Consider the following 22,543-nt stretch of genomic DNA (forward strand, 5'->3'; position numbering starts at 1 on the left):
CGATAGAGGGAAGTTTCATATTCTCTGAATAATTTGTGTGATATCCCGCTCCACCTCCGCATCGTCCACCGTGTGCAGCATTTCAGGGACTATCAGCTGGTGTTTTTTCAGCAAGTAAAACTCGACGAGCGCCTGCTTTAAAGTTACATCGAATTGGATGGAAAAAGACGGCTCGAATATGCGCCGGAGCACCGCGTCGTCCTGTACGACATACAGCGAGGCGCTGACCCGGCGAAAAACTCCCGCTTCCGCGCCGGCGTCGATAAAACGCTGCATGCTTCGGATATGGTCCTGCATCGCGAGCATCAGCTTTTCGTACAGGTGGGGATACAATTCCCGCAAGTCATGCAAAAGGATGTCGGGCATATAGATGACGGTTTTGAGCGAATGCTCGTACGAATGCCGAAAGCGCTGCGCGAAAGAAATCGCCTCGTCTGCCACCGCTGCATCGGCCATTTTCAGGTAATCCGCGCAATGGTCCACGAACATCGTAATGATTTCGTCCTTGGACGTAAAATATTTATACAGCGTCGCTTTGCTGATGTCCATATGTCTCGCCATATCATCCATATTGATCTGGCTGAACCTGATCTTTCTGAGCACAGGTTTGATTTTGTCGAAGTATTTGTTTTTGACGATTGCCTTCTCCATCGCCGCTGCCTCCCGTTGTGTGTCATGCAAGTAGTATAACATAAACAGCGACGAAGTAAACTGAATTAAACTAAATGAACTATATAATAATAAAATAGTTTACTTTGTTTATTTTTTCGTGTATATTTTGGTTAGAGCTCGGAAAGGAGAATGACCGATGATCGAAAATATGCTTCAGGACAAATGGCTTTTTTTCAGCAAATTTATGCGCTCGCCGAAGACGATAGGGAGCGTCGTGCCAAGCTCGAGGTTTCTTGCCGCAAAAATGGTATCCGCCGTCCCTTGGGAACGGGCCTCGGCGATTGCCGAGCTGGGCTGCGGCACCGGCGCGATCACGAAATTCATCAGGAATGCGAATTGCGGCGATGCATCCGTACTCTTGTTCGAAAAAGACCCGCTGCTGCGAAACGAGCTCATGCACCGTTATCCGGAATATATTTGCTGTTCGGACGCCTTTGGCATGAGGGGGTACATGGAAATGGCCGGCATACGGCAGCTCGATGCCGTCATCAGCGGATTGCCGTTTTTTAATTTCGCAGAGACGGCGAGGGAGCAGCTGCTGGAAGAAATCGACTACTGCCTGAAGCCGGGCGGCCAATTTGTCGCATTTCAATACACGCTGCAAATGAAAAAGGCGCTGCAGCGCAAATTCGCAATCGAATCGATTTCGTTCGTTCCCTGGAACGTCCCGCCCGCTTTCGTGTACGTATGCCGCAAAAAATAGCGGGCAGAGCGGTAGGCCGTGGAACTTCAGTGAAAAAAGGGAGGTTTATATGTATGCGCGCATTTGTGACAGGGGCGACCGGATTGCTCGGCAATAATCTGGTCCGGCTGCTCGTTCGGGAAGGTTATGAGGTAAAGGCGCTTGCGCGGTCTGCGGGCAAAGCGAAGAAGCTTCTGGGGGATACCGGAGCGAGCATCGTGGTCGGCGATATGAACGATGTCGAAGCGTTCGCACCGGAACTGGCGGGATGCGACGTGCTGTTTCATACGGCCGCCTATTTCCGGGAGGCGTTTTCGGCGCAGGGCGATCATTGGCCGGCGCTGGAGAAGGTCAACATTACAGGCACCGTACGGCTGTTCGAGCTTGCGCGCCGTCACGGCGTCGGCAAAATCATTCATACGAGCAGCAACGCAACGATCGCGAGGCGCCCGAATGGGCAGCGAAGCGACGAAGACGACCTGCTGCCGGCGGAACAAGCGCTCACCCCGTATGCGCGAAGCAAGGTGCTCGGCGATAAGGCGATAGCGGATCTCGTAAAGGAGCATCGTTTCCCGGTCGTCACCGTGCTGCCTGCCTGGATGTTCGGGCCCGGCGATGCCGCACCGACCAGCAGCGGGAGGTTTGTGCTTGATTTCGTGAACCGGCGCATTCCCGGAACGTTCGACTCCGGCTTCGATATCGTGGATGCGCGCGACGTCGCCCGGGCGATGCTCGCCGCCGTAACGAAGGGGAGAGGCGGTGAGCGGTACATCGTTTCCGCCGCACATGTCAGCCTGGCCGATTTGTGCCGCGCACTTGAGCAGGCGACCGGAATTCCCGCGCCGAAACGCACGATGCCGACGGCGGTGATGTATACGGTGGCCTGGGTATCCCAGCAAATCGCTTCGCTCACTAAGGGAGAGACCAACCTGACGGTCGATTCCGTGCGCGTGCTGACGCACAAGCTTCGCACCGACTCGGGCAAAGCAAGAAAAGAGCTGAAAATCGCGTTCCGCCCGATTGAGGAAACGCTTCGCGACACCGCCGAATGGTTGCGTGTAAACCGGTCGAACTAACATTCCGCAATTGCGCTGACGATTGAGAAAGCCGGAAAAGAAGCGGGCCGTCAATCGCCGTCAGCGCCGCACGTCTTTGCCGAGCTGCCCGTTACCCGTTGCGGCTGCGAAAAAGCGACGGCTGCGGAAAATTCGGGGGCGCTCAAACCGGTTAGGTACATTGCAGCATGCTACTTCATGTTCGCCGCTTCCCTGGCGTTCTTGTGCTGCGGCTGCAGCAAAAATAGTCCAAGCACAACTGCAAGCGCGAGAAAAATTGCGAAAAATCGGAAGCCGATGTTAGAAGCATGGATCAGAGCATCCTTCGATTGGCCCCATTCATAACCTTCCGCTCCGGACAACAATTGTGAAGCAACGTCGGTCTTGGCTGCCGACTGAACTACTGCAAGCGCAAGCGCTTGGCTGATAGCCCGACACATGTTGTATACGGTCCAGAACATGCCTGATGCGGAACCGGCTTGCTCTTGCGGAGCGGCCGATAGCACTGCTTTTGCAAGCGACGGCCAGGAAAGCCCGGTTGCCGCAGAAATGATCAAAAGCGGAACGATGACCGCCATGTTCGACAGCTCGGGGTCGAGCTGCCCAAGCATCAGCAGCGCGAAACCGATTAGAAATGAGCCGAGCAGAATCATTTTCGCGGGGCCGACGCGATCGGCAAGCTTGCCTCCGAACGGAGCTGTGAACAGCTGGGGCACGGAAAGCGGAATCAGCAATAACCCGGACTCCAATGGACTGAGGTGCAGAGCTCCTTGCAAATAGAGCGTGAGCAGAATGGTGACGGCGAAATAACCTATACAGTAACTCATTGTGATTCCGAGCCCAATCGAGTAATCCCGGTAAGCGAGAAGACCAAGATGAAACAAAGGATGCGCTGCCTTCTTCTCAATGAAAACGAAGGCAATCCAAAGCAGCAGCGCTGCTGCGAACAGCCCGATCGTTTTTCCCGATGCCCATCCCCAATTTTGCGCCTCGGACAAAGAGATCAGCAGCAGGGTTAAACCTGTTCCATACGTCAATACGCCGGGCCAGTCCGTTTTTGTTTTTTCGCGAGCCGAATCTTCCTTTAGAATTAAAATACATCCAGATTAGTAATAAATGATACGAGCGTGACCACGAATAAAACGGACCATTTGCCCGACTGCCTGAGTGTCGCCATATTATCTCTCCTCTGCTCTCCCATTTTTCTCATGCTCAAGCAGCCATTGTTTTCGGGATATACCGCCTCCATAACCGCCCAAGGTGCCGTTCAAGTTGATAACACGGTGGCATGGAATTACAATCGCCAACTGGTTGGCTCCATTAGCCTGGGCTACGGCGCGATAACCATTCGGATTTCCGATCGCCGAGGCAATTTCGCCATACGAAATCGTCTGACCCGGCGGTATTTTCCGCAGTTCATCCCACACCTTCTTCTGAAAAGGCGAGCCCAACAACTTCACGGGCGTTTTGAATTCCGCTAATTTGCCTTCGAAATAATCATGGAGCTCCTTTTCAATCGAATCGATCGGCGGTGTGCTGCCCGGAATGACCGCGGATTTGGTTTTCCTTCTCAGACGTTCGATCTCGCGCTCCAAGCCTCTGCGGTCTATAAATTCGAGTAAATACAGCGCTTGTTCATCAGCGATAGCGATCATCGGGCCGAGACGCGTATCCAACCACGATGCTTTTAAAATCTGTTGATTGCCCAGGTGGGCGGGCGCTGCACCCATGATGCGCGAAAACGCATCCCTGAAGCCGCTGCCGGATTCATAACCTGCGGACAACTGCGCTTCGATGACCGCGCCGCCTGCCCGGATATGCTTCAAGGCCGTTCCCATTCGCCTGGCTCTCGCATATTCGACAAAGGTCATTCCGAATCTTTTCTTGAACTGGCGACGTGCCGTGGAGGCATCCACGCATAATTTTCGGAAGTCCTCTTCCGTCCAGCGGTGTTCCGGATTTTCTTCCACCGCGTTGACCAGCTTGCGAACCAACTCCGAGACATGGCCCGGATGAGACAGCGGACGGCAGCGTTGGCAGGGCCTAAACGATGCCAGAAGCGCTTCCTTGGCAGTCTCAAAAAATTCGCAGTTTTCAAATTTAGGTTTTCTCGCCGGACAGGTTGGTCGGCAAAACACGCCGGTCGTTCTGACTCCGACATAGAAAATGCCTTCATACTCCGACTTTTTATCTATGAGCGCTTGATAATACAAGAGTTTCCTGTCGGTCGGTATCATTCTGCTTCTCCTTTTCTGATGCAGGTTCGGAACACAGTTATGATTATAACGTTTCCGAAAAAACAGTTCCGCCGAAAATCGGGCATTAATTTTTTTCATGCCGGTAAATTTGGGTCGGACCGGACAAAAAAAGCAAAGAAACGGAAAAATAAGCAATGATATAAGAAGAATACGACTATAATCTTGCGGTACAATATTTCTTATAAAAAAATATCGCAGGAGGGGTCAACATGAGCGGCAAACAAAACCGCAATAAAATTGTATACGCTTCCTTGGCGCTTGCGCTCGCGGGATCAGTCGTTGCCGGGTGCAGCAGCAAAGGCGCAGGCGAGAGCGGCGCACCGTCCGCCGGTTCCGAAAGCGGCAGCCAGCAGCCGGTCAAAATAACGATCATGGCCAACTTGCAGACGCCGGAGGTTCCTTCGGATAAGGTTCTGAAAATATTGGAGCAAAAAACGAATGCGCAGATCGAGATTCAATGGGTTCCCGACGGCTCCTATGACGAACGTTTTCAGGCTGCCTTCGCGACGGGCACGCTGCCGCAGGTTTCCTATCTTAAAAACCAGGCTTCCTTCGTACAAATGCGCGACCCGATCAAAAACGGCCAATTTTGGGAAATCGGCCCTTACCTGAAGGACTACCCGAACCTGAAAAACTTGAACCCGGACATTTTGAAAAATACCGCGGTCGGAGGCAAAATTTATTCGCTGTACCAGGAGAGGCAGCCGGCCCGCTCCGGGCTCATTTACCGCAAGGACTGGGCGGATAAAGTCGGCGTTTCCGAGCCGAAAACGGTGGACGACATCTACAACATGCTGAAGAAGTTCAAGGAAGCCGATCTCGCCGGCGGCGGTAAAACGATTCCGCTCGCGGAGCGCAACGATTTGGTGTTCGGCGCTTTCAAAACGATCGCGACCTTATTCGGCACGCCGAACGGGTGGGGAGTTCAGGACGGCAAGCTGGTGCCCGATTTTATGACCAAAGGGTATATGGATACGATGAAATTTTTCAGGAAGCTTCGCGAGGAAGGTTTGATCAATCAGGACTTCCCCGTTACAAGCAAGACGGACCAGCAGAACCTGATGTACACCGGCAAATCCGGATTGTATATCGGCACGATGGGCGACGCGAAAACGATGCAGGAGAAGACGGCGGCCAACGTGCCGGGAGCGCAGTATGATGTGACGAACGATATTAAAGGCGTCGACGGCAAAACGGTCACATGGGGCCAGTCCGGCTACGGCACGGTGGTGCTGTTCCCGAAAGCTTCCGTGAAAACGGAGAAGGAATTGAAGGCCATTTTGGCGGTGATGGACAAGTTTTACTCTCCCGAGGTGGCCAACCTGCTGAAATACGGAGTGGAGGGCGAGCACTATACGCTCAAGGACGGTAAAGTGCTGCCGTCGACGGACAGCAAGCTGATCGAAAAAGAAGCGAGACCGTATCTGAACATCGCGCTCGCCGAAACGACCAATGTAACGCCTTCCTATTACACGGTTCCGGTTGCAGAGAAGGCCAACACTTTGTCCAACAATGCGGTCAAATTTATGATTACCGATCCGACTGCGCCGCTCGATTCGAAAACGTACAACGAGAAAGGCGCCAGATTGCAGGATACGATTAAAGACGCCACCTATCAGTTCATGGTAGGCAAGCTCGACGAGGCGGGCTTCCAGAAGGCGATTCAAAAATGGCTGAGCGACGGCGGGCAGAAGATCATCGACGAGTACAATGCGGAGTATAAAAACGCAGCGAAGTAATTCGCTGTAATATGCGAAGAAAGGCCCGAAAACGGAATCCCGGTTTCGGGCTTTTTTTGTAGTGAAAGTTTAAGTTCATTAACGCACTTAAGCGCGGAAGTCACGGCCCGCACGCTGTTCATGAACTATAACGGTTGTGATAGAGCTTATTTAGCTGAAAATGGTCATTTTCAAATTCTGATGGTTGCCAATGAGCTTATTTGAAGAATGATCCGATAAGAGATCGCCATATTGCCCAAATAACCTCAACCAGAACCATTAGAATTGTAAACTCAGCAAATTCCTTGCAATAACCTCCGTGGCAACCGTTAAAATTTTGTCGCATCCCATTCACTTTATCTCCGGAAGTTGGTAAGTTCGATATCGTTGTTAACCGCTTAACGGAAGAGAGGACTAATGCAGGTGAGGATCGACAGGCTTCGGGTGGTGGAGCAAGCTTACTTCCTGGAACAGACCGCCTTGCTCTGCGGTTTTTGGCGATGTCAAGCCGAGAATGCGCTCCAATTCCCCGATGGTAACCGGCTTGGCGTGCCGCATCAATTCGTATCCCAACTGACCGTTGGGCTCAAGCGTAGCGGTTTTGACATCGCCGATATTCGCGATCCCCTTCTCTCTGAGCCTCATCTCCAGTTGGTCGACGGTAAGGCGCATGCTCCGCATATTTTTTTCGACGAGACGCCCGTTCTCGATAACGACCTGGGATCTTCCTCCCAAAAGCTTTTCGACCCAATTGATCTTTAACTGCAAATATTCGACCAATAAAAGCGCGACGATGAAGATCGCCGCCGAGCCAATCGCTATCCACATGTGATTGTTGGCGATCGGTTGAACGATGGTCGTTCCGATGGAGATCATGATAACGGACGTGGCGACACTCATTTGCGAGATCGATTTTCTTCCGGCAATGCGCAGCAGCACCATACCTGCGATGACCAAAAGGCTGGACTTCCAAATCCATGCTGTTTCCATAGTTCATCCTCCGCTGGAATAAAGATCCAAGATTAGGGTGAACGAACTTTTCCTGATTTATTCATTAAAGTAAAGTTGGGGGTTATTGGATAAAATACGGTTGGCGAGCCGAAAAACGAGGAGGTCGAATCTAGTGAAACTGACGATGGAACAGCGGATCGCATTGCATGGCTTCAATAACCTGACCAAAACGTTAAGCTTCAATATGTATGATATCTGTTATACGAAAACGAAAGAAGAACGGGAAGCTTATCTGGAATATATCGATGAGCAGTACAATGCGGAAAGGTTAACCTCCATTTTAAAAAATGTGTCCGATATTATCGGCGCCCATGTGCTGAACATTTCCAAGCAGGATTACGAGCCCCAGGGCGCGAGTGTGACCATGCTGGTGTCGGAAGGGCCGATCGCCGGCGTCCCTTCGGAATCTTTCGACGAATCGCCGGGACCTGTTATGCAATCGGTTGTAGCGCATATGGACAAGAGCCATATTACCGTTCACACTTATCCGGAGTATCATCCGGACGAAGGGATCAGCACGTTCAGAGCGGACATCGACGTGTCCACCTGCGGAGAGATCTCACCGCTGAAAGCGCTGAATTTCCTGATCAGCTCGTTTGATACGGATATTATGACGATGGATTACCGGGTTCGGGGTTTCACCAGAGACATTAAAGGCCACAAGCTGTTTATAGACCACGAAATCAGCTCGATCCAAAACTATATTCCGGATGACATCAAAAGCCTTTACGACATGATCGACGTCAATGTGTATCAGGAGAACATTTTTCATACGAAATGCAGGCTCAGGAAATTCGATCTGAACAATTATTTGTTCGGGTACACCAAGGAGGCGTTAACCGAGGAGGAGCAGCGGCTCATTACCGAGAGTTTGCAATGGGAGATGGACGAAATCTTTTACGGCAAAAATATAATGTAAGAAGAGGGGCGGCAGGCGATTACTGCCGCTCCTCGCTGATCATACTCCGTATATAAAAGTACCCCATAAACGAGCAAAGCACGAACATAAACACGGCGGTGGCGCTTGTTTTGCCGATTTCCTTGTAAACGCCGAACAGCTGTTCCATCGCGACGCCGAGCACCTGGGGCGCATTCGGGCCGATCAGAAACGGGGCGGTGAAGCTGCCGATGATGCCCATGAACACAAACGTAACGGCGACGAGCATCGTTTTGTACGACAGAGGGATAATGAAGCGGAGCAAAATTTGCATCCGCCCCGCGCCGGCGTCCTTCGCGCTTTCGACGATCGAATTCGGGATGCTGGCGAGCGCCGAGCTGAGCATCATCGTCGTGAACGGGATGTTGAACCACAGGTTCGCGAGCACGAGGCCGCTGTAGCTGTAGATGATCTTCGGAAACTGCTCGCCGCCGAGCAGCATGACGAAGCGGGCGAGCCAGCCGTGATTGCTGTACATCGAAATGATCCCGTACGTGCCGATGACGGACGGAATGAACATCGGGATAAAATAAAGCCGCCTTATCCATTCGGCAATCCGCCCCTGGTTAAACCGCAAATACATCGCCAGCACGTAGGAGATGAAAATGACAAGGACGACGGAAACGATCGTCAGATTGAGCGTATACCCAATGTTGCGGCGCATGAACTTGTCGGCAAACAAAAACGCATAGTTGCCGAATGTAAACGCGCCGGTCTGCTCATCCTTGAAGCTTTCCTGCACGGCCAACACGATCGGAATGACGACAACGAGCAGCAGGATGAGAAAAGAGGGGATAACCATCGCTATCCCCAAAAAGTTACGCTGTTTCGTCTCCATACGGCCGCTTATTGCCCCCCGGCGACTTCGCGCTGCCAGCGTTTGTTGATTTCGTCGCCGAGCGCGCCGATGGTGAACGTGCGGTAGCCTTTCGCCACGCTTTCGAACTTTTTCTGCAAATCGGCCGGCATTTCGGACCATTTGATGCCCGGGTAGCCGAACATTTTATTGATGATCACCGTCTGAGCGTCCGGAGTGAGCACGTAGTTGATGAACTTTTGCGCCGCTTCCTTCTTTTCGGACATGGCCGGAATGGCGATGTATGAGGGACCGCCGGTAAAGGCCGGCTCGATCTGCGTCAGCTTGATCGTGTCGGGAAGCATTTTTTTGCTAAGCTGCTCGAGCGCCATGTCGGACCAGGCCGGAATGATGTCGACTTCGCCGCTGGCCAAAATGTCGAGCGTGCCTTGATTTTTCTTCGGGTAAACGCCTTTTTGATACATGTACGGGCCGAGCTCTTTCAGGAGCGCGAAACCTTTGTCCCATTCCTTCATGATGGCCGGATCCTGATTGTGGATCGCGTCCGCCGGCAGGAAGTTGTAGATTGCCGTTTGCACGAACGAGGAGCCGGAGCCGCCTGTCGCCGGATCGTTGTAGGCGAATTTGCCCGGATGCTGCTTGATCCATTGGTACAGCTCGTCGGCGGTTTTCGGCGGCGTCGGCACGTTTTTGCTGTTGTAGGCCAAAATGACGGACGATGCGCGGTAAGGAACGGCCAGCTCGTGAACGTCTTTCATGTAAGCGGCGTCGACCTTGCTCAGGTTCGGAATGGAGGATTGGGTCAGCTTCTCCCAAATACCGTCCTTTTCGCCTTTCGTCAAGTTGCTGAGGCCGGTTTCGAACAGGTCCACATCGACGCTTTTTTGCCCCGCTTTTTTCGCGCCGAGCACTTTGTCGATCGCAGCGCCTTCGGCTTGGCCGTCCGGCAAATGAACGAGCTTGACCTTGATGCCCGGATTCGCTTTCTCAAACTGCGGAGCGAGCGTTTCCCACATTTCCTTCACATTGGCGGAGCCGGAGAAGTAGAAAGAGAGCTCGACCGGTTTCGCATCTTCTTTCTTGGCGGCCGGAGCCGGGGTGCCGGCGGCTGCATTGCCTCCGGACGCGGGTTCCGCTTTGCCGCAGCCGGAAAGCGCCACGGCGAATGCCAGACCTGCTGCGGCCAGCATTTTACCTTTCGCATTGCCTGTCAACCATGTTTTCATCAATTGTCCCCTCCAAATGTATTCGTTTGTCGTGCAAAAGCGGTTACCCGCGTGAAACCGATATGGATCGTTTGCCCGTGGCGAAGCGCGGCGGCCTGTTCCCGCGGCACGAACAGCTTGACCGGGCCGGCGGCGGTATCCACGGTCACTTCCGCGTAATGGCCGAGCACCATCACCTGCCGCACGCTGGCGGGCAGCGCGTTCACGCCGCCTATGGTTAGCCCGCCTGGCGTTTCGCCTGCGTCGCCGGTCGAACTTTGCGCCGTGTCAGCCGGGCGTTCCGTCGTCGCGACGGGCGCATCGCCGGCATGGCCGCGCATCGTTTCGTCTGCCGGCCCGGCGGCCCCGTCGCTTGCCGCTGCGCCGCCCGCGGCTCTGCCCGGGAGCAGGCTCGTAAGGATGCCTTCCTTCGGCAGTTCGATGATCGCCACGTCCTCGGGCCGGATGGCGGCCGTTACCGGACCCTCGAGCGGGCGGTCCACCGGGAACCGCTTGCCTTGAATATGGACGGCGCCACCCTCCGCGTGGCCCTGAACAAAATTCATCCGCCCGATGAAGCCGGCGACGAACAGCGTTTCGGGATGATCGTAGATGCTTTGCGGCGAGCCGATCTGTTCGACGCGTCCGGCGTTCATGACGACGATCCGGTCGGAAATCGACAGCGCCTCCTCCTGATCGTGGGTCACGAACACCATCGTCAGCCCGGTGCTCGCCTGTATGTCGCGCAGCTCCTCGCGCATTTCCAGGCGCAGCTTCGCGTCGAGCGCGGAGAACGGCTCGTCGAGCAGCAGCACCGCCGGCTCGAGCAGCAGGGCGCGGGCGACGGCCACGCGCTGCTGCTGGCCGCCCGACAGCTGGCCGGGCATCTTCTTCTCGTAGCCGGGCAGCCGGACGAGCTGGAGCGCCTTGCCGACCGCCTCGCGGATCTCGTCTTTTTTGCGGCCGCGGATTTTAAGCCCGAAGGCGAGGTTGTCGAACACGGTCATATGCGGCCACAAATTGTAGCTTTGGAACACCATCGCCGTCGGTCTTTTTTCCGGAGGGAGGTGAAGGACGCTCCTGCCTTCGATTTGAATATCGCCGGTATCCGGCTCGAGGAAGCCGCCGATGGCGCGAAGCAGCGTCGTTTTCCCGCAGCCCGAAGGGCCGAGCAGGGTGACGAGCTCGCCTTTCTGCACGTCGATGGACAGCTCCTTGACGCCGTCGCCGGTTTTGAACACCTTGCTGAAGTTTTGCACGGAAAGCTGGGGTGGCTTCATTTCATGCATTTGCTGAGGTTGCGATGTCATCGCTGTCGGCCTCCTATTTCAATTGGAACCCGCTGGACAGCACGTCCGCGTTAATGAAGCGGCGCGCGGCGAGCAGCAGCACGACGGTCGGCAGCGTCAGCAAAATCGAAAACACGCCTCCCGCAGTGGTCGGGTAATTTTGCACAATCGTATACATGATGAGCGGCATCGTCCTGAAGTCGGGAATGCCGACCATAAACGTTCCCTGCGCTTCGTCGAGCGAGGCGAGGAAGGTGAAAATCGAAGCGACGACGATACCCGGCAGCGCCATCGGCAGCGTGATGTGCCAGAACACCCGGAAGGGGCCTGCTCCCGCATCGCGGGCCGATTCTTCCTGCGCTTGCTGGACGTTTTTGAAGGCGGCGGCGGGGATCCAGGTCATGTACATGAGCGTATTCACCATATGGATCAGCACGACGCCGGTGAACGTGTTCATCAGGTGGAGCTTATAGAACAGTACGGCGATCGAGACGTACAGCCCCATTTTCGGAAAAGCATGCGTCAGCAGAAATGAAAACAACAGCAGCTTGCTCAGCCGGAACCGGATGCGCGCAAACGCGTACGCGGCGGGCAGGCAGGTAACGATTGAGATCAAGGTAACGACGGCGGCGATCCCGAACGACAGCGAGATGGACTGAATCACTTCGTTTTGCGTCAGCACGTATTTCCACCACGTAAACGACCATTCCTGCGGGAGTACGGCGGGATACTGCCATTTTCCGGAGAAAGCGAGAATCAGCAAATTAAGCAGCGGACCGAGGAAAAAGAAAGCGAATACGGCCAGTACGATCCATTCGATCCATGTTTTGCGGCTGGAAAGCTGGACACTCCGGCTCACCTTGCAGCCCCCCTTGGGAATCATCCGATGTAAGGTAATTTTCAATAAGAGGTATAGACCTCTTATGGACAAGATTAGCCGATGATTATTAAATGCCCGTCAACGGGATTTATAGATTTTGTAAAGACGAATGCGGACAACAAAAAGGTCCGAACCACCGATATGTGGAACGGACCCGAAAAGGCGATATGAGGTACGCCGGAAGATGGCAGACGCGTATAAGTGCGGCGGACATAGGCAAAGCGTAAGCCCCCGAAAATCTCAAACCGTTCGCCGGATGCGGAAGGTGAATACGTCGTTGCGCATATAATCGAGCGAGTACAGCACGGGCCGGTTCGCTTCGTCGTAATGCAGCTGCTTCAGCAGCAGCACGGTCGTTTGCGGGTGCAGCAGCAGGCGCTGGCAGTTGCGGTCGATATGCAGCGGCACGGCGATCTCCGTGTCCGCCGTTGCGATTTTCCGGCCGAGCCGGCTTTCGAAGAAGCCGAGCAGCGAGCCTTGAAAATCGTAGCGGTCGAAAGCGTCGCCGGCAAGCTGCCGCGGAATCGTGTTGATCGAATAGACGACCGGCTCGCCGTTCGCCGTGCGAATGCGCTCCAGCACGATGACCGGATCGCCGGGGGCGATGCCGAGCGCCTGCGCCGCTTCGGGCGGACAGCCGCCGGGCTTCAGCGAGACGCGGCTTTCGCCTTCCTCGAGCTCGGCCGAACGGATCATGGTGCCGACGCTCGAAAGCTTTTCAAGCGAACTCGGGATCGTCGGCAGCGGCTGAATGACGAACGTGCCGACGCCGTGCTTGACGAGCAGCTTGCCCTCCTCCTCCAGCAGCCGCACGGCGGAACGGAACGTCTCGCGGCTGACGCCGAGCTCACGGGCCATCGCGAGTTCGGACGGGAGACGGTCCCCGATCCGGTACGTCCCCTCTTCTATCATCACCTCCAGCTTCTGCTTGATCGTCAGGTGTTTTGCCGGCATGACAGGATCGACTCCTCTAGACATCTGGAATGAGTCCATTTTGAGCGATCGATGGAATCGTTGTCAAGGGAAAGTATTCGAGTGCTTGGCTTGCTGCCGCACTTTTAAAGGTTTGTTAAAAAGGACACATGTCCTTTCGAGGGACTTCCCGGCTGTCGTTTAATGGAGTTGCGCAGGGGAGAGGACAGCCGGGGACGGATTCTAAAAAGATTGTAAACCGTGCCGGTGCTGCGAAGCTTGGGCCCGACGGCTTGTTACAATGGAGGTGACGCTGCAGGAAAAGGAAAGATAGGTGAAGAACGGATGGACATAACAGCGATCAAGCTGCTTATGGAACAGCACGGCTGGCTTTATGCGCTTTTGCGCGGCATGCCGGGCGATTTGCTCGGCTGCTGGGAGATTTGCCGCTATCAGCCGAAGGACATCGTGTGCGAGCAGGGGGAGGAGCCCGCTTGCTTCCACATTTTGACGGAGGGGGAGTTGAAGGTCGAGCATGCGGTGACCGGCGGTCATATTTATACGCTCGCCCATCTGCACCCGGGCCAACTGCTCGGAGATCTGGAGCTGACGCTGGAGGTTCCCTACGTCTCGAGAGTGTCGGCTGTCGTCAAATGTGAGCTTCTAGCTCTGCGGGCCGACGTATACCGCAAATGGGCCCGGAGCGATGCCGTCTTTTTAACGGAACTGAACAGGATTTTGGCGTCCAAGCTGCATGCCACCTCGCAAAAAACGATCGAAAATACTTACATGTCTTCCCGGCAAATGCTGCTGCGCCATTTGTACGGGCTGATCGAGCATTGCGATTTCAACGCGCAAATGGCCTACACCGCAGCGATTTCCCGCGAGGATATCGCCCGCCGGCTCGGCGTTACGGTGCGCAGCGTGAACCGGATTTTGAAGGAGCTTAAGGAGCGACGCATCATTTTTGTCAGCAAAAACCGGATCATTCTCAACGAATGGAGCCGTTATATGATGGAGCGCGAGCTGCAGAAAGGCGAACAGTAAAGTAACGTACATATTCTCATCATTTCCAAAAGGAGTGTTCGAAGTTATGACGGAAACGTCCGTACCCGCAACCGACTCGATGAAAACCGGCCTGCACCACAAAGGGGTCTCGTCAAGACACATCGTGGCGATCGTCGTCAGCGCCTTGATTTTCGGCGCGATCATTTATGTCACCCGGTTTCTGCCGTTCAAAATGGGAACCATTCAAATGTTTTATCCGGCCGCGATCGTCGCCCCGTTGTTTGGCGTATGGTTCGGTGTATGGGGCTCGGCCGGTCTTATCGTCGGCAACATTTTATCGATGCTGGCCGTAGGGCTCAATCCCGCTTTGTTCCCACTCGCGCTGCTCGCGCAGTTTATGATGGGATTCTTGCCCGGGGCGGCTTATCGCAAAACGAAATTCGAAGGTGCGGGCAGCGTCGCTTTTTTCGTTGCCCTGGTCATCACAGGCCAGGTCGTCTCCAGTACCTTGGTCGCGCTCAATTTGCTGTGGATCCAGCACGTACCCGCCAAGGCGGTATGGGGGACGATTTGGCCGTGGATGCAGTTCAGCAATACGCTGATGGCTGCTGTGTTCAGCCCTTTGCTGTTCGCTTGGCTGTCTGACTATATAAGCAAGTCGGGCCTGTTTTTCAAGCGATTTCTCGGTTAGGAAAAAAGAGGGGAGAAGCGAATGAACCTGTATTATCCTTCCAATTCGATTTTTCATTACATGCACGGATTTACGAAAATATTGATCTTCGGCCTTCTCTTCTCCTTCATTCCTTTTTGGATGAACCGGGCGGAAAGCTTGCTGGCGATGCTGCTTGTCTGTATGGCGCTGTTCGTTTACATCCGCCCGACCCGCATTCATTGGCTTCTGCTCATCCCGGCCACGATGCTCGCCGTCGTGATGGGTGCCGCGTATTTGCTGGATGATATGGGAGGGACCGTTTATTTTCACGCAGCCTTCGGCTGGTGGGAAATCCGCGTTTCTTCGGGGAATATGGCCTATGCGCTTATTTTTATACTGCGGATGCTCAATTGGTCCGTGCTTTTCTTTCTGCTGCTGTTCACGACTTCCCCGCAGGATCTGGTGTTCGGGTTGAAGCGGTTTGGACTCCCGGAATTTATGACGCTCGCGGTCTCGCTCACTTTGCGCTATTGGAGCCTGATGATCTCCGATACGAAAACGGTTATGGACGCGCAGTACTGCCGCGGAGTCGATTTCCGGGAAGGGCATCCGCTGACGAGGGTACGCAGGTTTGCCAGCCTGCTGATTCCGGTGATTTTCGTTTTTTTGAAAAGGTTCCGTACGACCGGCTTCGCCTTGTCCCTCAAAGGGGTCGGCCGTAAAAATGCCCGCACCGCCTACTATCATCCGGCTCTGACGGCAATCGATGGGTATGCCATTGCCGCAGCGCTGCTCATTTTCGGCAGCGTGATGGCGCTGGGCTGGAATTTTCGCCTGTAACGCAGAGGCTGAAGTGTAAGGGAGGAGATGATGAAGCTTGATCGAGATCAAACAATATTCATGCGCTTATGCCGGCAAAACAAAACCTCATCTGCATCGGGTGAATCTGCATATCCGGGCTGGAGAGTTCGTCGCGGTGATCGGGCCGAGCGGCGGTGGAAAATCAACCCTGCTCTTTTCCATCAATGGACTGATTCCGAATGAAATCGAAGGCTCCCGTTATGAGGGAAGCATCAAAGCAGACGGCATTTGCGTGCAGGAGACGATGCCCCACGATCTTGCCGGCATCGTCGGCACGGTGCTGCAGGATCCGGAATGGCAGCTTGTGCGCGGTACGGTTCTGGAGGAGCTCGTATTTCCGCTGGAAAATATGGGCGTCGAAGCGGAGGAGATCGACCGGCGGCTTAAGGAGGTCACGGAGCAGGTCGAAATCCGGCACCTGCTGCCGAGGTCGCCGCTGGAGCTGTCCGGCGGGCAAAAGCAGCGGGTTGCGATCGCCGCTTGCCTCATGATGAGGCCGAAAATCATCGTGCTCGACGAGCCGACGGCCGAACTGGATCCGCTCGGCAAAGAGATGGTCATCGAGACGATCCGCGAGCTGAACCGGGTTTGGGGTTATACGATCGTGTTGGTCGATCATAATCTGGACGTCACCTTGCCCCATGTCGACCGGGTTGTCGAGGTCGAGGAAGGACGGATCGCCGCCGACGGCACGCCTGCGGAGGTGTTCGCCGGCGGCGGTGTGCAGGACGGCGAGGGCCGCGTTGCTTTGCCGCAGACGGTGGAAATCGCCGTGATGCTGGGCGTTCACCGGCTGGGAGACCGCGTGCCGCTGACCGCGCGGGAGCTGGCGGACTTGCTGATGCGAGTCCGGCCGCAGCATGAACCGGGTGCAATCCGCGAGCCTGATCTTGCGCCGGTATACGCGGATGCGAGGCGGGCGACGGGTATTTTGACGAACGGGCGGGTGACAGATCCTGCGGGAGTGCCAGCTGTCGAATTGGAGGATGTGCACTTTGCCTACGGTAAAACGGACAATGATCCGGCCATCCATCCGCTGCAGCTGCGCATTCGCCAAGGCGAATTTGTTGCCGTTATCGGGCAAAACGGAGCGGGCAAATCAACCTTGTGCAAGCTGATGGTCGGCCTTCTGAAGCCGCTCGGCGGGAGCGTGCGCATTCTTGGCAAGATGGTATCGTCGTATCGGGCCGGCGAGCTGGTGAAGCAGGTCGGGTACGTGTTTCAAAACCCGGATTATCAAATTTTTCAGCGGACGGTCTATGACGAAGTGGCCTACGGGCTGCGCATCCAAAAGCTGCCCCGCCGAGAAATCGAGCGGCGCGTGCTGGAAGCGACACAGCTGCTCGATATCGAACGGCATCTGCGGGAACATCCGCATTTTCTCAGCCGGGGCGAGCGCAGGAGGGTAGCGATCGCTTCGATGTTGGCGCTGCGCCCGAACATTTTGATCCTCGACGAGCCGACGACGGGGCTCGATCCTTACCGGTGCCGGCAAATGATGGAGCATATCCGTTCGCTCTGGGACTCCGGGCATACCGTCATTTTGCTCACTCACGACATGCGGGTTGTCGCCGACTACGTCCCGCGAACGATCGTGATGGCCAGCGGGAGGATCGAGCTGGACGGAATGACGAGGGACGTATTTGCCTGCCGCGACGAGCTTCTGCGCCGCCGCATCACCGTTCCGCCCGTCGTGGAGCTGTCGCGTTTGCTCGGATGGGTCGAGCCGGCGCTCACGTCGGAGGAATTCGTCCTCAGGTACCGCAGGATGATGCTGGAACCGTCTCCGGAGCCGGTGGTGGCGGGAGGAGCCGGGGTATGACATTTTTTCGGATTGCGATGCTGGGGGTAGGGAACGGATTTTGCAAGTCGACGTACCATAACAATGCGCTGCTTGAAGCGGGAAACCGTCTTTATTTGCTCGATTGCGGGGCGACGGCGTGGCTCAGCTTGCACGAGCTGGGGTTTGGCTTTGACGATATATCCGGTATTTACATTAGCCATCTGCATTACGACCATTGCGGCGGCTTGGAGGAGGCGGCTCTGTATGGCGCCTATGCGGCAGGGAGGAAGATGAAGCTTTGGCTCCCCGAGCCGCTCCGCGATACGATTTGGGACCATTACTTGAAAGGGACTCTGCATAACGAAGCGGAGGGAAAACTTGGGCTTGCGGACTATTTTGACGTGGAGTGGGTGAGCGAGGGGGAGCCGTTCGTCTTTGGTCCGGGAGGCGAAGTGAGGGCAGGGCTTCCTGCTTATTGGCTGCGCACCCGGCACGTTCCCGGAAAATTCAGCTCTTCGCTTGTGCTGGACCGCAGATTTTTTTACAGCGCCGACATGGTGGCGGACACCGTTTTGGTGCAGCGGCTGGCGAGGGACGGGGTCCGCACCTTCTATCACGACGCCGACTTCGGCACGTCGCCGGTTCACGCCGGGTTCGATCAGCTTTGCGCGTACCCTGCGGAAATCAGGCGGTGCATGCTTTTAATGCACTACGGACGGCGGCCGGAAGGGCTGCTGCAGTCGGACCTCGAGGAAATGAAGCTGCTGCGCCAGCACGAGTGGCTGGAATGGTAACGATTCGTGTTCGGGTGGCGTGGGAATTGTACGACAGCATGTCGGCGTCGATTTGTCGTATACGAAAATAATAGGAGGTGCACGATTATGGCACAGGTGCGTTACCCGTTTGTTCGTATAGATTTGCCGGAATGGATCGTGCCTCTGGTCGCGAGAGTGTACGAAAAGATGCGGCACGATGCGACCGGGCACGATTTTCACCATGCGGTGAGAGTAATGGAGTTTGGAGCGGACTTGGCGCGCCGGCTCGGAGCGGACGAGGAACTGCTGCTTGCCGCCGGGCTGCTGCACGATTACTACCGCATCGAGGAGAAACAAACCGGGCGTCTGCACTATGGGCCGGAAGCGATGCAGCAGATGCGGCATGAGTTCGGGGCGGAGCTGGGCAGTGTTATCGGTGAAATCCGCCTGGAGCGGCTGCTGGAGGCGATTTCACTGCATGAGCGGTACGATTTTTGCGGCGAAGACGCAGGCGCTGTCCCCGCCGGTAATTCGCCGGACTATTCTCTGGAAGCAAAAATATTACAGGACACGGATCGGTTGGAAGCGATCGGTGCGATGGGTATCGCGCGGGCGTTTATGTTCAGTGGTGCCCACGGGCTGCCGATGTTCGAGGAGTTGGGAGCGACGAGTGCCTTGTTCGACCCGGGTGAACGCCCGAAAGGCTCGACGTACCGGCATTTTCACGAGAAACTGCTCAGGCTTTGCGGCTGTATGCATACCGAGCCGGCGCGAAGGATGGCGCTGGAGAGGCACCGCTTCATGCTGCTATTTTTGCGGCAGTGGGAAGAGGAGCTGGACAGGGAAAACGATATGAGGAAGATGAACGACATGTGAATGTGGCCCGCGGAACGGGTACTTTGAGAAAAGTACCTCTTCGGCGGGGCTTTTAAGTTTTTAGGAGAAATAGGGACTCAAAAATTGTCTATTTTTGTCTGTTCCTACCAGCCCTGATTCGTGTATAATTTAGAAATAATTAGCAACCCCCAAAAAGGAGGACTCGCCTTGAGCGACATATCATTCAAACCGATCGGCTTCGCCAGGATGCTTGACCGGATTTTTCGCATGTACCGGAAGTTGTTTGTTCCATTGCTGCAAATCTCGCTGCTGTTGTATGGGCCGTACTATGTGCTTCAGGCCATCCTTGTTCCGCATCAAACAGCGATCCCTATCTGGGATCTTATAAACGAATCGAAAGCGAAGCCGTTCACGGATCCCGAATTGCAAACGGGGCCTTTCTCTTTTCTCATCTATTTCGTGATTTTGCTCGTTTTCGCGTTGGTCCTCATTCCCGTCTCGGCCGCTGCAGTCCTGCGTTTGCTCGGTTCCGTCGAGCGCCGGGAGGAATACAGAATCGGCAGTATTGTCCGGCAGGCATTCGGGCGAATCGGCCCGCTTGCCGGAAGCACGGTGCTGTACGGACTGATGATTTTCGGAATCGCATTGGGTGCACTCTTCGTCATTGGCATTGTGATCGCAATTCTCGTTATTGTTTTCGGCGCGAGCATCGGGCTGCTCGGGGGAGGCTTCGACAACTTTCGCCACTTCGGAGCTTTGGCTGTAGTGGCCATTATCGTTTATTTGGCGCTTCTTTTAGGGCTCGGCGTATTTATAGGATTCTTCGCGATACGTTGGGGATTTTTTATCGCTTTTGTCGATTCCCGGGCTCAGGGGCTCGGGTTTGCGCGCAGCTGGCAGTTGACCAAAGGGTGCTTTTGGCGGCTGTTCGGTGTGTATTTGGTGCTGTATGTGATTTTGGCCGTCGTATCGCTGCTGCCGCTTCTCATCCCATGGTATACGGTACAGCTCGTCGTCGCAACGCTGGTGAATGTTGCGTTAGGTCCTCTGTATCTTGTCGCTTATGCGGTCGCCTGGGGGGAACTGCAGCTCCGCAAAGGTGCGGGATTGGAACGGATGCTGGATTTGGCGGAAGGTTCCGAGGCCGCTCTCGGCACTGCGGCAGCCGCAGCCCCCGAATCGCCGGAGGCAAATTCGCATGCATACGGAGAACCCGCGAGCGAAGCTCCCTCATTGGAGTCGGCTGCAAGCGAGCGTTCGGGAACGGAGGCTGCCTCTCCCGAACCGTTGGAAAAGACGACACCCGCGTCCGAGAACGAGCCGGGACGTCCCGGCCGGCCGGACGGACATGATCGAGAATAGACGCCGCAATCATCTCCGGCAGAGAGGAGTTGGACATGCCGACGGATATTGAGCAAGATCGGGAGGAACTCGCCGAAATACTGGAGCGGAGTGAATTCCGCGTTCCGCCGGAAGAGGTGCAGCGAAGCGACAATTTGATTGCCAAATGGCTGAAAGAGCTGTGGGCCCGCATCCGGGAATGGTTCCCGGATGCGGCGATTTCACCTGCGGCGCTGGATGTCGTATCGTGGATCATCATCCTGGCTGCGGCGGCCGCGCTGCTGTTTATGATCGTTTGGGTGACCCGGCAGTATGTTTACCGCGCCCGGTGGAACGAGCTGCTGCAAGCGGCGGAGCAGGACAAGCGGCGTTCGTACCGTCATTTTCTGTCGGAGTCGAAACGTTATGCACAGAACGGGAACGTCCGCGAGCAGGTGCGAAGCATGATGCTGACATTTTTGCTTTATGCCGGGGATCGCCGCTGGATACGGCCGGAGGCTTGGAAGACGAACGGCGAATACGCCGGAGAATTGCGGAGAAGCCGGCCGGAGGTTTTGCCGATCTTCCGCGAAGCGGCCGATTTGTTTGACCGGGTCTGGTACGGCGGCAGAAATGCTTCTGCGGCGGAGTGCTCCGCTTTGCTCGGGCAGCTGATTAGATTGACGGAAAGTGGAGGTGCCGATGGATATCGCGAACAGGTTTAAAGCATCTCTGCGCCTGACTCTGCCGATCATTTTGTTTCTGGCCGTTTTGGTCGCCGCATACCCGCCGAAAGCGTCTCAAGAAGAACCGTACCGCTCCACCTCGGCCCGTCCGGACGGTACGAAGGCGATCCGCACGCTTCTGGAACAGAAAGGGCATCACGTGCAGACGTGGCCGTATTCCTGGCGGCGGTTAACCTCGATGAAAGGGGACTCGTTGATCGTTATCGAGCCGCAATCGCCGGACAAGGACGAGACGGATGCGCTTCGCGCGTGGGTGGAGGCGGGAGGCCGGCTCGTTCTTTTTGATTCCGATCCCGGTCGATACCCATGGCTTCCCGTCGTATCCGCGGATTCGTCCGAACAGAAGAGGGGCGTCATCCGCCTGATGCCCGGAGCGCAAACCTATGGAATAGGCGGCGGGCAGCCCGTACAAGACGGACAAACGTTCGAGGGTGAGGTTGCCGCAAACGTCCGGATCGGCCAAGCTGCGAACGTAACCCCGCTGCTTGGCGACGAGCGGGGGACCGTCGCCGCCGACATCCGTCTCGGGCAAGGTACGGTGACGTTGGTGCTCGAGCCGGGGTGGCTGACGAATCGTCATATTTTGCAGCAGGATCATTTTGTCATGGTGTGGCCGCTTGTCCGCAGCATCCAAGGAGCGATCCGGATCGACGAATATCATCACGGCATTCGTAAAAATCCGGGAATGCTCGCGGTCTACCCGCACCCGCTGCTGGCGGCGTTCGCGCAGATTGCGCTGGCTGTCGCCCTCTGGCTGTGGCTGCGGGGCAAGCGGTTCGGACCGGCACACGTGCCGCGCGAATGGGTCGTGCGCCGCGGGGACGAAACGCTTCTTGCCGTCGCCTCCTGGTACGAGCGCCGCAAATGCCGGCGGGAGGCGCTGCATTTTCACGAATCGTACTTGAGGCAGCAGCTGCTTGAAAGGTGGGGAGTTCCGCTGTCCGCTGCGGATGCGGAGCTGCTGCATGCGGCCGGAGGGCGCTGGGACGAAGGCGCTGTCCGCCAGCTGGAGCGTCTGCTGTTGCGGTTCTCCGAAGTTCGCGCAGAAGCCGCATCCCCGGCCCATACATATTCGGCCCGCCAGTTTGCGCAAGACGCGGAACTGGCGATGAGCCTCATACGCCGTCTGGATAAGGAGTGTTGAT

21 protein-coding genes and 1 pseudogene are annotated in these 22,543 nt (G+C 55.7%); 13 read left to right on the forward strand and 9 right to left on the reverse strand.

Translation table 11 applies throughout. The features are described from left to right. Positions 1–15 precede the first annotated feature (15 nt). On the reverse strand, positions 16–651 hold the full coding sequence (locus MYS68_RS01580; protein ID WP_248924138.1) for a TetR/AcrR family transcriptional regulator: 636 nt from the start codon (positions 649–651) through the stop codon (positions 16–18). A gap of 157 nt (positions 652–808) precedes the next feature. On the opposite strand from MYS68_RS01580, the gene MYS68_RS01585 reads away from it, so the two are divergent. Continuing rightward, positions 809–1,375, forward strand: coding sequence for a class I SAM-dependent methyltransferase (locus tag MYS68_RS01585; protein ID WP_248924139.1), 567 nt, complete (start codon positions 809–811; stop codon positions 1,373–1,375). 53 nt (positions 1,376–1,428) lie between these two features. Beyond that, positions 1,429–2,430, forward strand: coding sequence for an SDR family oxidoreductase (locus tag MYS68_RS01590; protein WP_248924140.1), 1,002 nt, complete (start codon positions 1,429–1,431; stop codon positions 2,428–2,430). Between the two features lie 170 nt (positions 2,431–2,600). Here MYS68_RS01590 and MYS68_RS01595 read toward each other — a convergent pair whose 3' ends face one another. Further along, complete coding sequence (locus MYS68_RS01595) at positions 2,601–3,446, reverse strand: MFS transporter (protein WP_248924141.1); 846 nt, start codon at positions 3,444–3,446, stop codon at positions 2,601–2,603. 141 nt (positions 3,447–3,587) lie between these two features. Beyond that, entirely contained in the window at positions 3,588–4,646 is a 1,059-nt protein-coding gene (locus tag MYS68_RS01600) for a bifunctional transcriptional activator/DNA repair enzyme AdaA (RefSeq protein WP_248924142.1), read from the reverse strand. A gap of 230 nt (positions 4,647–4,876) precedes the next feature. On the opposite strand from MYS68_RS01600, the gene MYS68_RS01605 reads away from it, so the two are divergent. Beyond that, the gene (locus MYS68_RS01605) at positions 4,877–6,406 is read left to right on the forward strand and encodes an extracellular solute-binding protein (protein ID WP_248924143.1); all 1,530 of its coding nucleotides are present in this window, start codon (positions 4,877–4,879) and stop codon (positions 6,404–6,406) included. Between the two features lie 393 nt (positions 6,407–6,799). Here the strand turns inward: MYS68_RS01605 and MYS68_RS01610 are convergent, their stop codons facing one another. Further along, the gene (locus MYS68_RS01610) at positions 6,800–7,375 is read right to left on the reverse strand and encodes a DUF421 domain-containing protein (RefSeq protein ID WP_248924144.1); all 576 of its coding nucleotides are present in this window, start codon (positions 7,373–7,375) and stop codon (positions 6,800–6,802) included. 133 nt (positions 7,376–7,508) lie between these two features. Here MYS68_RS01610 and speD point away from each other — a divergent pair, with 133 nt between their 5' ends. Then, complete coding sequence (speD, locus tag MYS68_RS01615) at positions 7,509–8,315, forward strand: adenosylmethionine decarboxylase (RefSeq protein ID WP_248924145.1); 807 nt, start codon at positions 7,509–7,511, stop codon at positions 8,313–8,315. Positions 8,316–8,334: 19 nt separating this feature from the next. On the opposite strand, the gene MYS68_RS01620 is transcribed toward speD, so the two are convergent. The 5 genes and pseudogenes from MYS68_RS01620 to MYS68_RS01645 form a co-directional block, all read right to left on the reverse strand. Next, a complete protein-coding gene (locus MYS68_RS01620; protein WP_248924146.1) occupies positions 8,335–9,171 on the reverse strand; it encodes an ABC transporter permease in 837 nt (278 codons plus the stop codon). Positions 9,172–9,179: 8 nt separating this feature from the next. Then, positions 9,180–10,376 carry an extracellular solute-binding protein gene (locus tag MYS68_RS01625; RefSeq protein ID WP_248924147.1) on the reverse strand — a complete coding sequence of 399 codons (1,197 nt, stop codon included), beginning with the start codon at positions 10,374–10,376 and terminating at the stop codon, positions 9,180–9,182. Between the two features lie 422 nt (positions 10,377–10,798). After that, positions 10,799–11,635, reverse strand: a pseudogene (locus MYS68_RS01635) (ABC transporter ATP-binding protein); the annotation flags it as partial. 43 nt (positions 11,636–11,678) lie between these two features. Continuing rightward, the gene (locus MYS68_RS01640; protein ID WP_248924148.1) at positions 11,679–12,503 is read right to left on the reverse strand and encodes an ABC transporter permease; all 825 of its coding nucleotides are present in this window, start codon (positions 12,501–12,503) and stop codon (positions 11,679–11,681) included. A 261-nt stretch (positions 12,504–12,764) separates the two neighbouring features. After that, entirely contained in the window at positions 12,765–13,478 is a 714-nt protein-coding gene (locus MYS68_RS01645; RefSeq protein ID WP_248924149.1) for a GntR family transcriptional regulator, read from the reverse strand. Positions 13,479–13,781: 303 nt separating this feature from the next. Here MYS68_RS01645 and MYS68_RS01650 point away from each other — a divergent pair, with 303 nt between their 5' ends. The 9 genes from MYS68_RS01650 (at position 13,782) to MYS68_RS01690 (ending at position 22,542) form a co-directional block, all read left to right on the forward strand. After that, positions 13,782–14,483, forward strand: coding sequence for a Crp/Fnr family transcriptional regulator (locus MYS68_RS01650; protein ID WP_248924150.1), 702 nt, complete (start codon positions 13,782–13,784; stop codon positions 14,481–14,483). Between the two features lie 46 nt (positions 14,484–14,529). Beyond that, on the forward strand, positions 14,530–15,135 hold the full coding sequence (locus MYS68_RS01655; RefSeq protein WP_248924151.1) for a hypothetical protein: 606 nt from the start codon (positions 14,530–14,532) through the stop codon (positions 15,133–15,135). A 21-nt stretch (positions 15,136–15,156) separates the two neighbouring features. Next, a complete protein-coding gene (locus tag MYS68_RS01660) occupies positions 15,157–15,936 on the forward strand; it encodes an energy-coupling factor transporter transmembrane component T family protein (protein WP_248924152.1) in 780 nt (259 codons plus the stop codon). Between the two features lie 37 nt (positions 15,937–15,973). Next, positions 15,974–17,779, forward strand: coding sequence for an ABC transporter ATP-binding protein (locus tag MYS68_RS01665; protein ID WP_248924153.1), 1,806 nt, complete (start codon positions 15,974–15,976; stop codon positions 17,777–17,779). Further along, complete coding sequence (locus tag MYS68_RS01670; RefSeq protein ID WP_248924154.1) at positions 17,776–18,534, forward strand: MBL fold metallo-hydrolase; 759 nt, start codon at positions 17,776–17,778, stop codon at positions 18,532–18,534. Before MYS68_RS01665 ends, MYS68_RS01670 begins: the two co-directional genes overlap by 4 nt. An 87-nt stretch (positions 18,535–18,621) precedes the next feature. Continuing rightward, a complete protein-coding gene (locus MYS68_RS01675) occupies positions 18,622–19,371 on the forward strand; it encodes an HD domain-containing protein (protein WP_248924155.1) in 750 nt (249 codons plus the stop codon). A gap of 168 nt (positions 19,372–19,539) precedes the next feature. Beyond that, complete coding sequence (locus MYS68_RS01680; protein WP_248924156.1) at positions 19,540–20,694, forward strand: hypothetical protein; 1,155 nt, start codon at positions 19,540–19,542, stop codon at positions 20,692–20,694. Positions 20,695–20,729: 35 nt separating this feature from the next. After that, entirely contained in the window at positions 20,730–21,377 is a 648-nt protein-coding gene (locus MYS68_RS01685; RefSeq protein WP_248924157.1) for a DUF4129 domain-containing protein, read from the forward strand. Continuing rightward, the gene (locus tag MYS68_RS01690; protein WP_248924158.1) at positions 21,355–22,542 is read left to right on the forward strand and encodes a DUF4350 domain-containing protein; all 1,188 of its coding nucleotides are present in this window, start codon (positions 21,355–21,357) and stop codon (positions 22,540–22,542) included. Before MYS68_RS01685 ends, MYS68_RS01690 begins: the two co-directional genes overlap by 23 nt. The last annotated feature ends 1 nt before the right edge of the window (position 22,543 follow it).

It is taken from the genome of Paenibacillus hamazuiensis (genome assembly GCF_023276405.1).
Lineage (GTDB): Bacteria > Bacillota > Bacilli > Paenibacillales > NBRC-103111 > Paenibacillus_AF > Paenibacillus_AF hamazuiensis.